10 protein-coding genes and 1 tRNA gene are annotated in these 10,532 nt (G+C 38.5%); 7 read left to right on the top strand and 4 right to left on the bottom strand.

Annotated features, from left to right (window positions below):
- Nucleotides 1-9 precede the first annotated feature (9 nt).
- The 3 genes from rfaD to AWW68_RS19690 all read left to right on the top strand — a co-directional run bounded on the left by rfaD (nucleotide 10) and on the right by AWW68_RS19690 (nucleotide 1,951).
- Complete coding sequence (rfaD, locus tag AWW68_RS19680) at nucleotides 10-975, top strand: ADP-glyceromanno-heptose 6-epimerase (protein ID WP_068225275.1); 966 nt, start codon at nucleotides 10-12, stop codon at nucleotides 973-975.
- Nucleotide 976: 1 nt separating this feature from the next.
- The gene (locus AWW68_RS19685) at nucleotides 977-1,429 is read left to right on the top strand and encodes a hypothetical protein (RefSeq protein ID WP_157717742.1); all 453 of its coding nucleotides are present in this window, start codon (nucleotides 977-979) and stop codon (nucleotides 1,427-1,429) included.
- Nucleotides 1,430-1,531: 102 nt separating this feature from the next.
- Entirely contained in the window at nucleotides 1,532-1,951 is a 420-nt protein-coding gene (locus tag AWW68_RS19690) for a 6-pyruvoyl trahydropterin synthase family protein (protein ID WP_068225278.1), read from the top strand.
- Nucleotides 1,952-2,024: 73 nt separating this feature from the next.
- Here the strand turns inward: AWW68_RS19690 and clpX are convergent, their stop codons facing one another.
- From clpX to AWW68_RS19710, 4 genes are all read right to left on the bottom strand, one after another.
- Nucleotides 2,025-3,251 carry an ATP-dependent Clp protease ATP-binding subunit ClpX gene (clpX, locus tag AWW68_RS19695; RefSeq protein WP_068225280.1) on the bottom strand — a complete coding sequence of 409 codons (1,227 nt, stop codon included), beginning with the start codon at nucleotides 3,249-3,251 and terminating at the stop codon, nucleotides 2,025-2,027.
- A gap of 5 nt (nucleotides 3,252-3,256) precedes the next feature.
- Nucleotides 3,257-3,925, bottom strand: coding sequence for a ClpP family protease (locus AWW68_RS19700; protein WP_068225282.1), 669 nt, complete (start codon nucleotides 3,923-3,925; stop codon nucleotides 3,257-3,259).
- Between the two features lie 93 nt (nucleotides 3,926-4,018).
- Nucleotides 4,019-5,371 (bottom strand): trigger factor, encoded by a 1,353-nt coding sequence (gene tig / locus AWW68_RS19705; RefSeq protein ID WP_245660278.1) that lies wholly within the window; start codon nucleotides 5,369-5,371, stop codon nucleotides 4,019-4,021.
- 41 nt (nucleotides 5,372-5,412) lie between these two features.
- A tRNA-Leu gene (locus tag AWW68_RS19710) sits at nucleotides 5,413-5,494 on the bottom strand.
- 109 nt (nucleotides 5,495-5,603) lie between these two features.
- On the opposite strand from AWW68_RS19710, the gene AWW68_RS19715 reads away from it, so the two are divergent.
- Genes AWW68_RS19715 through AWW68_RS19730 form a run of 4 tightly spaced genes read left to right on the top strand, consistent with a single transcriptional unit; the run spans nucleotide 5,604 to nucleotide 9,957 of the window.
- A complete protein-coding gene (locus tag AWW68_RS19715; protein ID WP_068225284.1) occupies nucleotides 5,604-7,823 on the top strand; it encodes a RelA/SpoT family protein in 2,220 nt (739 codons plus the stop codon).
- A gap of 50 nt (nucleotides 7,824-7,873) precedes the next feature.
- A complete protein-coding gene (locus tag AWW68_RS19720; RefSeq protein WP_068225286.1) occupies nucleotides 7,874-8,335 on the top strand; it encodes a Fur family transcriptional regulator in 462 nt (153 codons plus the stop codon).
- The gene (locus tag AWW68_RS19725; protein ID WP_068225288.1) at nucleotides 8,332-8,673 is read left to right on the top strand and encodes an STAS domain-containing protein; all 342 of its coding nucleotides are present in this window, start codon (nucleotides 8,332-8,334) and stop codon (nucleotides 8,671-8,673) included. The genes AWW68_RS19720 and AWW68_RS19725 overlap by 4 nt, the downstream gene beginning before the upstream one ends.
- 15 nt (nucleotides 8,674-8,688) lie before the next feature.
- A complete protein-coding gene (locus tag AWW68_RS19730; RefSeq protein WP_068225290.1) occupies nucleotides 8,689-9,957 on the top strand; it encodes an adenylosuccinate synthase in 1,269 nt (422 codons plus the stop codon).
- Nucleotides 9,958-10,532 lie beyond the last annotated feature (575 nt).

Here is a 10,532-nt window from a genome sequence, read left to right on the forward strand (position 1 = left end):
ATACGAGGTATGATAGTAGTTACAGGAGCGGCTGGTTTTATTGCTAGTGCTTTAGTCTCTAAGTTAAATTCGGAGGGCTTTAACAATATTGTTCTGGTTGACGATTTCTCTTTTGAGGAAAAGAACCTGAACTTGGAGGGGAAGAATTATGTGGATAGAGTTGAAAGAGAGTCTTTTTTCGACTGGCTTGATTCGAATGGTAATAGGGTAGAATTCATTTTTCATCTAGGTGCGAGAACTAATACAGCTGAATTTGATCATAGCCTTCTGACGAAGCTTAATATTGATTACTCCAAAATGGTTTGGAAGTACTGTATTAAGTATCAAATACCTTTGGTTTATGCCTCCTCTGCAGCCACTTATGGCGATGGTAACAATGGTTACAAAGACGATATAAATGCATTAGGCAATCTAGAGCCTTTAAACCCTTATGGTTGGTCTAAAAATGAATTTGATAAATGGGTTATAGATCAAAAGGAACAACCTTTCTTTTGGGCGGGGTTGAAGTTTTTTAATGTTTATGGTCCTAATGAGTATCATAAGGGAAGAATGGCTTCGGTTGTATATCATACCTTCAATCAGGTAAAGCATACTGGCGAAATGAAGCTATTTAAATCACATAATTCATCATATCAACATGGTGAACAGTTGAGGGATTTTGTATATGTAAAGGATGTGGTTGAAGTATGTTTTTTTCTTATGAATCATCGTAAGAATTCTTCAATTTATAATTTAGGTTCTGGAGAAGCGCGGACCTTTTTGGATTTGGCCAAAGCAACCTTCAATGGAATGGGAGTAGATGAGAATATTTCTTTTATTGATATTCCGGAAGATATTAGAGATAAATACCAGTATTATACACAAGCAGATATGTCTAAGTTAAAGTCTATTGGCTACAGCAAGGAGTTTACCTCTCTAGAAGATGGAGTTTCTGATTATGTGAAAAATTATTTAGTTCAGAATAAATATTATTGATATGCGATTAGCACTGACGTCTGTTTTATTTCTAGTAATGTCAATCCATGCTTTTGGACAAAAGCAGGAGATGAGAGCGGATCAAGCTGTAGTTTCTGACACTACGGTCTTCTTTTATGCCTGGTATAAGTTTGTAGATGGTCCTTACGTACTCACCGGAATTGATTCTATGAAGACGAAAAAGAGTAGTTATGAGAAGGACTTACTAAAGCTAAACGAGACCAATAAGATAAGAGTATTGAATGCTGGAAAAACTAAGACACGAAATAAGTATGTGGTTCCAAGTGTTGATGCAAAATCGGATCTTTTGGAAGTAGCCCCTAACCTTCAGCAAATAAGAAATAGGTTGGATGCCTTTCTCAGGCAGAACAAGGGTAATGTTGTTAATTTAGACGCATTTAAGTTCAAAAAGCCAACAGAAAGTCTTTCAAGAAGAGCAGTGGATTACAAATAGAGCTTTAAATAAGAGCTCCCATTCTTTTATGACTAAACGATTTTCAATTCGCATTGCTTCATGAGAAGTAACCCTTTATCTTTGCAGCCAATTTGAAAATCAATGGTTTACGTCAGTAGAAAGGAACATTTCAATGCAGCACACAAGCTTTACAACCCTAATTGGAGTGAAGAAAAGAATGTAGAGGTGTTTGGGCCTTGTGCCAATGCCAATTGGCATGGTCATAACTTTGAGCTGATAACTACAGTAAAAGGCCAGCCAGATGCTGAAACCGGTTTTGTGGTTGATCTAAAGCAACTTTCCAATCTTATTAGAGCAGAGGTTATAGATAAACTTGATCATAGAAACCTCAATGTAGATGTTGACTTTATGGAAGGGAAAATGGCAAGTTGCGAAAATTTAGTAATGGAAATCTGGAAGATTTTAGCCCCTCGCGTAGCAGAGATAACCCCTCAGGGGCAACTGCATTCTCTAAAGCTCTATGAAACCCCAAGAAACTTTGTTGAGTATTTCGGGGAATAATAGCTCCAATAAACTTAACCTCTTAACGAGATCTTAAGTCGGTTTAATCGATCATCGAACATCGAACATTCAATTACGCCACCTTAAGTTTCTTGAATTTCGACTTCTCGAACTTCTCTTGTGCGTATTTTCGGTTGATGGTTAGCTCATGAGTATTCTTGTCAGACGGTAGTTCAAACATGGCATCCGTCATAATGGCTTCACAGATAGATCTAAGTCCTCTGGCACCAAGCTTAAACTCAAGTGCTTTTTGTACTATGTAATCTAATGCATCGTCCTCAAACACAACTTTCTTCTCTTCCATATCGAAGAGTTTGGTGTATTGCTTAATCAAAGCATTTTTCGGAGCAGTAAGAATGTTCTTAAGAATTTCTGGATTAAGCGGATTAAGATGAGTTACTATAGGTAAGCGACCGATTAGTTCAGGTATCAGACCAAAGTTCTTTAAATCTTGAGCATTTACATATTGATGCAAATTGTCTTTATCTACCAACATTTGCTCGTCCTTAGCAACAGAGAAGCCAAGTGGTTGAGTGTTTAATCTGTTGGCTATATGTCTAGCAATTCCATCGAATGCCCCACCACAAATAAATAGTATGTTGTCAGTGTTTACCGATATCATCTTTTGGTCCGGATGTTTTCTTCCACCTTGTGGCGGTACATTCACTGCGGTTCCTTCCAAAAGCTTTAAAAGAGCTTGCTGAACACCTTCTCCACTCACATCTCTGGTAATGGATGGGTTGTCAGACTTTCTAGCAATCTTATCAATCTCATCAATGTAAATGATACCACGTTCGGCAGATTCTACATCGTAATTAGCCGACTGTAAAAGTCTAGTTAGAATACTCTCAACGTCTTCACCAACATATCCAGCCTCTGTAAGAACAGTGGCATCTGCTATACAGAAAGGAACCTGTAAAATTTTTGCTAAGGTTTTAGCAATGTAGGTTTTACCAGTACCGGTTTCTCCAACCATAATGATGTTGGACTTTTCAATCACAACATCATCATCGTTAGACTTTTGGATCAATCGCTTGTAGTGATTGTACACGGCAACGGAGATTACCTTCTTCGCCTCATCCTGACCCACCACATATTGGTCGAGATACTTCTTCATCTCAACTGGTTTAATCAGATTGAATTTTGGTGACTCCTCAGAAGACTTAGTTTTTAATTCTTCTGAAAGTATTTGGTTGGCTTGTGTAATACAATGATTACAGATATGAGCATGTATGCCCGAAATCATTAAGTCAACGTCTTTTTTGTTGCGTCCGCAAAACGAACAAGTAACCTCTGCCATGAGCTTTATTTTTTAGTGAGTACTTCGTCAATAAGACCGTACTCTTTGGCCTCAGCCGCACGCATCCAATAGTCTCTATCAGAGTCTCTTTCTATTTTGTCGTAAGGCTGGCCAGTGTGTTTAGCTAAAATATCGTATAAATCTTTTCTCAACTCTTGCATTTGCTTAAGAGTTATTTCCATATCTCTAGACTGACCCTGCATACCACCACTTGGTTGGTGAATCATAATTCTAGAGTGTGGTAGAGCTGCTCTTTTACCTTCCGCTCCTGCGCTCATAAGTACTGCGGCCATAGAAGCAGCCATTCCTGTACAAATAGTGGCAACATCTGGCTTTACAAACTGCATGGTGTCATACATTCCTAAGCCTGCATATACAGAGCCTCCAGGGCTATTTATATACATGGTGATATCTCTATTAGGGTCTGTTGACTCTAAGAACAGTAGCTGAGCTGTAATTATGTTGGCGATATTGTCGTCTACGCCCATTCCCAGAAATATAATTCTGTCCATAATTAGACGAGAGAATACATCGATTTCTGCAAAACGAGTAGGTCTCTCTTCAATTACCGAGCGAGTCATGTTTTCTACATGGTTGGTATAAGCATCGAATGTAGAACCACTAACTCCCTGATTATGAATGGCGTATTTTCTGAATTCCTCTTTATTGATCATTAGTTTAATTAACCTTTAACTGAACAAAATTAAAAAAAAAGCCCTTCCGAAAAAGGACTTTAATTTAACATCTTACTTTGTGCAAAGGTTCGGTTATTGATTAACTATTTCTTTGAACTTATCTAGGCTAACCTTTTTAGACTTAATCTCAATCTTATCTTTAACCAAGTCTAGCACTTTTTCTTGCTGAACTTGCTCGGCCATTTTCATGTAGTTTTGGCCATTTTCTCCCTGAAGGTAATGCTCAACAAATGAATCCATCTGGTCGGCCATTTGTCCAAGACCAGACCCCATGAACTGAGCCTCTATCATTTGTCTTGTAGCCTCTTTGATGTCTTCATGCTCTGGTTTGATCTCGTTTTCCTTAGAAATTTCATTAGAGATCAAGTTCCAGCGTAGCTGATCTGCATAGATATCGTATTCCTTCTCAATATCAGCATCTGTTACCTTACCCTCACCTGAAAGTTTCAACCAGTTTTTAAGAAAGTCGTCTGGTAAGCTAATAGGAGTGTTTTTAATTAGCTCGTCCTGAATAGTTTTATTCAACCAAGCATTAGTCTCTCTTGAGTAATTCTCTGAAATGGTATCAGAAATCTTTGCTCTGAATTCTTCTTCAGAAGAAACAGTATCAGGTCCAAAAGTCTTGTCAAATAGCTCTTGGTTCACTTCGGCTAACTCTCTTCTATTTACATTCTTAACTTCAAAGTTGAACTTAAGGTCAATGCCTTCTAGCTCATCTTCAGTTTTGCCAATTTGAGCTGCTTGTTGAGCTTTCTCCTTATATAATTTAGAAAGATCGACAGAAATCACATCACCTTTCTTTTTGCCTACGAATTTCTTGGTATTGGTTTTTGTGAAGTCAACAGGGTCAATAGTGGTGTCATGTACAATGTCCGAACCTTCTTGCGTAAGTGTTCCGAAGAGCATATCGCCTTCTTCGCTCACTTCAGGGTTAGTCATTTTACCAAATTGAGTACGCACGTTATCAACAGTTTCGTCAATTACTTTGTCGTTTACCTCAATATCGTACTGAGTTACTTTTACCTTTTTGTCAAGACTAACGGTAAAGTCATCAACTAGGCCTATAGTGTACTCAAACTCAAAATCTGACTGGTTGTCCCAGTCAATAGTTTCAATTTGTTGTTGATTAGGGATAGGCTCACCTAAGATCTTCAACTCATTGTCTCTGATGTAATCTTGAATAGCATGACTAACCATGTGGTTGATTTCTTCAACCAATATGGACTTGCCATACATCTTTTTAACAAGACTTTGAGGAACCTTGCCTGGTCTAAATCCTTTGATTTGAGCCTTCTTGCTGTAGTCCTTGATCTTTTCGTCTACCTTCGATTGATAATCAGCTTCGTTTAGTTTAACTTTAATTGAAGCGACATTTGAATCTTGTTTGTCTAGAGTAATGTCCAATGCCCTAATGTTTTTGTTCATAAATAAAAACCCTCAAATCTTACGACCGAGGGTTCAAATTGTGCGGATGGAGGGACTCGAACCCCCATGCCCTGAGGCGCTAGATCCTAAGTCTAGTGCGTCTACCAATTTCGCCACATCCGCTGGCTGTTCCGAAATGGAATGCAAAGGTAAATTAAATTTTATTGAAGTCAACAATTGGCTTGTTTATTTTTTCAAAAGTTTTGACCTTTCTACTAAGTAAAAGAAATCTATGATTGCAGTTGATCTTGAAGAGGAAAGAAAAGAGATATTAAGGAGATACAGACGACTGCTCCGTAAAGCCAAACCTTTTTTAAAGGATAATGACGCTAAGCTGATCAAAAAGGCTTTTAACCTTTCGGTTGAAGCTCATAAAGAGATGCGAAGAAAGTCTGGCGAGCCTTATATCTTCCACCCACTAGCTGTTGCAGAAATCTGCGTTGAGGAAATCGGGCTTGGAACCACATCTATTATTGCCGCCCTTCTTCATGACGTTGTTGAAGATACAGAGGTAGAGCTAGATGAGATAAAGGAGTCGTTCGGTCCTAAAGTGGCTAAAATTATTGACGGCCTAACCAAAATATCAGGAGTCTTTGAGCATGGCAGTTCTCAACAAGCAGAGAATTTCCGGAAAATGTTACTCACTCTATCTGAAGATGTGAGAGTAATATTGGTAAAGCTTGCCGATAGACTTCATAATATGCGTACCCTGGGGAGTATGCCGCGGCACAAGCAGCTAAAGATAATATCGGAAACCATTTATTTGTACTCTCCACTGGCTCACCGTTTAGGGCTTTATGCCATTAAGTCTGAGTTAGAAGATCTTTGGTTAAAGTATACCGAGCCGGAGGTTTACCAAGATTTAGTAGCTAAAATTGCCGAAAGTAAATCATCTCGAAGTAGGTTCATAAAGAGTTTTATGAATCCAATTGTCGATGAACTTGATAGGACAGGCTTTAAGTACGAGGTAAAGGGTAGGCCTAAGTCCATCTATTCCATTTGGAATAAGATGAAGAAACAAAACATTCCTTTTGAAGAGGTTTATGACCTTTTTGCGGTACGTATAATATTAGATACAACTTACGACCAAGAGAAGGCTGCTTGTTGGCAAGTTTATTCCATAGTTACCGACTTTTATACTCCAAACCCCGATAGGTTGCGAGACTGGGTGAGTACACCTAAGGCCAATGGCTATGAATCTCTCCATACTACAGTAATGAGTAGAGCTGGTCGATGGGTTGAAGTTCAAATTCGAACCCAGCGAATGAATGATATTGCCGAGAAGGGGTATGCAGCACACTGGAAGTATAAAGATGGCATGAATCCTACTCATGAATCTGGATTAGAGTCATGGATTCAGAAGGTTCGAGATATGCTGGAGCAGAACGACACTAGTGCCATTGAGTTCGTAGATGACTTCCGTTCTAACTTATTTAATGAAGAGGTTTTTGTTTTCACTCCTAAAGGTGATCTAAAGATTCTTCCAAGTGGAGCCACCGCTCTAGATTTTGCTTTCGATATTCATACAGAAATAGGGGCTAAATGTCTTGGTGCAAAAGTCAACAATAGGCTCGTTCCGCTAAACTATCAATTAAAGAATGGCGATCAGATCGAAATTCTTACTTCTAATAAGCAGAGGCCAAATGAAGATTGGTTGAGGTTTGTAGCAACATCCAAGGCTAAGTCCAAAATAAAGGAAACCCTAAAGGAGTCTAAAAAACAAGCGGCAGTCGATGGTAAGGAGATTGTTCAGCGTAAGTTGAAGCAAATGAAGGTTCCTTTTGATGGTGATGTCGCCAATCAACTCAGGGCTTATTTCGAAGAGAAAACAGTAACCGACTTCTATTATAAAGTTGGTAGAGGTTTAATCGACCCTTCACATATCAAGAACTTTAAAGACTTTAAAAAAGAGCGGCAGAAAAGTCTTAGGGTCAAAAATAAGGAGCACGAATATTCAGACGACTTCAAGAAAATTGAGGACCCAGGCAAGGATATCCTTCTAATTGGAGAGGATATGGATGTTTTAGATTACAAGTACGCTAAGTGTTGTAATCCAATTCCAGGAGACGATGTTTTTGGTTTTATCACCGTTAATGAAGGAATTAAAATTCATAGAACAACATGTCCGAATGCTCCAGAGTTGCTTTCTCGCCATGGAAATAGAATTGTTAAAGCCAAGTGGATGTCTCAACAACAAAATGCGTTCTTGGCGGTGTTGAGAATAATCGGAACAGATAGGGTAGGGTTAATGAGAGATGTAACAGATATTATCTCTAATGAGTTAAAGGTGAACATGCAGTCTATTAGTATTGATACTGAGACTGGAATTTTTGATGGCCAAATCAGGTTATACGTCAATAGTACTAAACACCTAGATCAACTTATTACTAAATTAGAAAAGGTAACTGGTGTTATGCGTGTAACACGTCACGACTCAAGAGAATTTAGCTAGCTCACCTCTATTAATTAAACTATCTTATATTTGCACCCTAACCGAACAAAATGGCACTAAATCCAAAGGTATTCGATCAAGTCAAACAAATATTCACAGCATATCTGGAGAATAAAGGCTTGCGTAAAACACCCGAGCGATTTGCCATTATGGAAGAAATCTATACTCGCGATGGTCACTTCGATGTAGAATCGCTTTACATCAGCATGAAAAACAAAAACTATCGTGTATCTAGAGCAACTGTTTATAATACCTTAGATTTATTAGTAGAGTGCGACTTGGTCACTAAGCATCAGTTCGGCAAGAACATGGCTCAGTACGAAAAGTCTTATGGCTTCAAACAGCATGATCATATATTAATGATGGACTCTTCAGATGTCATAGAGTTTTGTGACCCAAGAATTCAGAATATCAAGAACACCTTAGAAGAAATGTTCGATATAGACATCATGCACCATACACTTTACTTTTTTGCTAAGCCTCGTTCAAAAAAGACTGAGACAGAATCATGACATTTAAAAGTTCTGAAGATAATGGAGTCTTGGTACTCAAGATTGAAGGTAATCTTATTGGCGAAGAGGTTGGCTCTGGGCTGTTAGATTCGGCAAATGATGCTATAAATAATGGTACAGCGCTTTGCGCCATAGACATAGGGGCTGTAAAGTATATTAATAGTAGTGGCATTGGAGTTTTAATTACTCTCCTAACAAAGTTTAGAAATCAAGAAGGTGAAGTGGTAATAGTAAATCCTTCTGAGCACGTAAAGAAGCTGCTCATTATCACTAAGCTGACAGCTATTTTCAAAATAGCAGATACAGTAGAACAAGCAATTCAAGAATTAAAATCCTGATAGAATATACATATAATGAAAGTAGACGTACTCTTAGGTTTACAGTGGGGTGACGAGGGCAAAGGAAAAGTCGTTGATTATTTAGCTCCAAAGTATAATGTGGTTGCCAGATTCCAAGGAGGTCCAAATGCTGGGCATACCCTAGAATTCGATGGTCACAAGCATGTGTTGCACCAAATTCCATCAGGTATTTTCCGAGAGCAAATACAGAATATAATAGGTAATGGTGTTGTGCTAGACCCTGTAATCTTTAAAAAGGAGATTGAAGGACTGGCCAAGTTCGAAATAGATTTCACTAAGAATCTATATATATCTAAAAAGACTCAGATTATTCTCCCTTCCCATAAGTTGTTAGATGCTGCTTATGAGCAAGCTAAAGGCAAAGACAAAATTGGGTCAACGCTCAAGGGTATTGGACCATCTTATCAAGATAAAATCGCGAGAAACGGTCTGAGGGTAGGAGATATATTGGCTCCAGGCTTTGAAGAACGTTATAGAAACCTCGTGAATAAGCATGAGCGTATTTTGCAGCATTACGAGTTTGAATATGATCTGCGTGAAGCCGAAGCCCCATTCTTTGAGGCTGTAGAGTTTCTTAAGCAATTCAATTTGGTTAACTCGGAATATCAAATTAATAAATGTATAGATTCCAATCAGACAATTCTGGCTGAAGGGGCTCAAGGTTCTTTGCTAGATATAGATTTTGGAAGCTATCCGTACGTTACCAGTTCCAATACCATGACGGCAGGTGCATGTACTGGTCTCGGAGTGGCTCCAAAGAATATAGGAGAGGTGTTTGGTATTTTTAAGGCATATTGTACTAGAGTAGGAGGTGGGCCGTTCCCAACAGAGCTGTTTGACGATACTGGTAAGGCAATTCAAGACGAAGGGCATGAGTTCGGTGCAACAACTGGCCGCCCTAGAAGGTGTGGCTGGCTAGACCTGCCAGCTCTTAAATATGCTATCATGATTAACGGTGTTACTCAACTATTCATGATGAAGGCAGATGTGCTCTCCATTCTAGATGAAATAAAAGTTTGTACAGATTACAAGCTGAAGGATGGAACTGTCACGCAAGAGATGCCATTTCAGTTAGTAGATGAAGATGTAGAGCCAGTATATGAAACCCTTCCTGGTTGGAAAAATGATATTACTGGAGTTAGGAACTTTAGTGATATGCCTGAGGAGTTAAAAAGCTACATAAGGTATATAGAAGAAAAAACTGGAGTACCCATAAAGATTGTATCGGTTGGGCCTGATAGAAAACAGACCATAATCGACTAAGATTTCAAGGCGCCTCACAAGGGCGCTTTTTTTGTTTCGATTAAACAACTCTAGTTATCAGTCACTTATAAAATACTTTAATTTTTATTGAGGTGTTGTATTGCGGTTGGCGGAAAGTTTTCTACTTTTGCATCCCGTTTGAACGCAAGCGGTGCTCAAAAAGAGCGAAAAGATTGAAGTTTTGGGAGGTTAAAAAAGGATGAAAAAAAAACTTCATTTTTATTTGGCTGAAAGCAAATAAGCTTGCTACCTTTGCCCTCCGCTTCTGAAGAGAAGAGGGGAAAAGCAAAGAAGGAAAGCTTCGAAAAAAAACTTTGAAATTTTATTTGCGATATTAAAAATATTCTTCTTACCTTTGCATCCGCTTTTGGAACAAAGGGTTTCAGAAAGAGGAAAAACAGAGCCAGCAACGGCAGGTTTCTGAAGGTTTAAAAGGGATTAAAATCCGGTTTTAGATAACGTTTACTGAAGAGTGTGATGATGATTTTGATAACCATGAGTTAGCTATCAAAACTTTAATCAAGATCAAATAAGCTCACCATTATACTCAGTAAAAAAGTTCTTTGAATGAATGT

This window comes from Roseivirga spongicola, assembly GCF_001592965.1.
GTDB lineage: Bacteria > Bacteroidota > Bacteroidia > Cytophagales > Cyclobacteriaceae > Roseivirga > Roseivirga spongicola.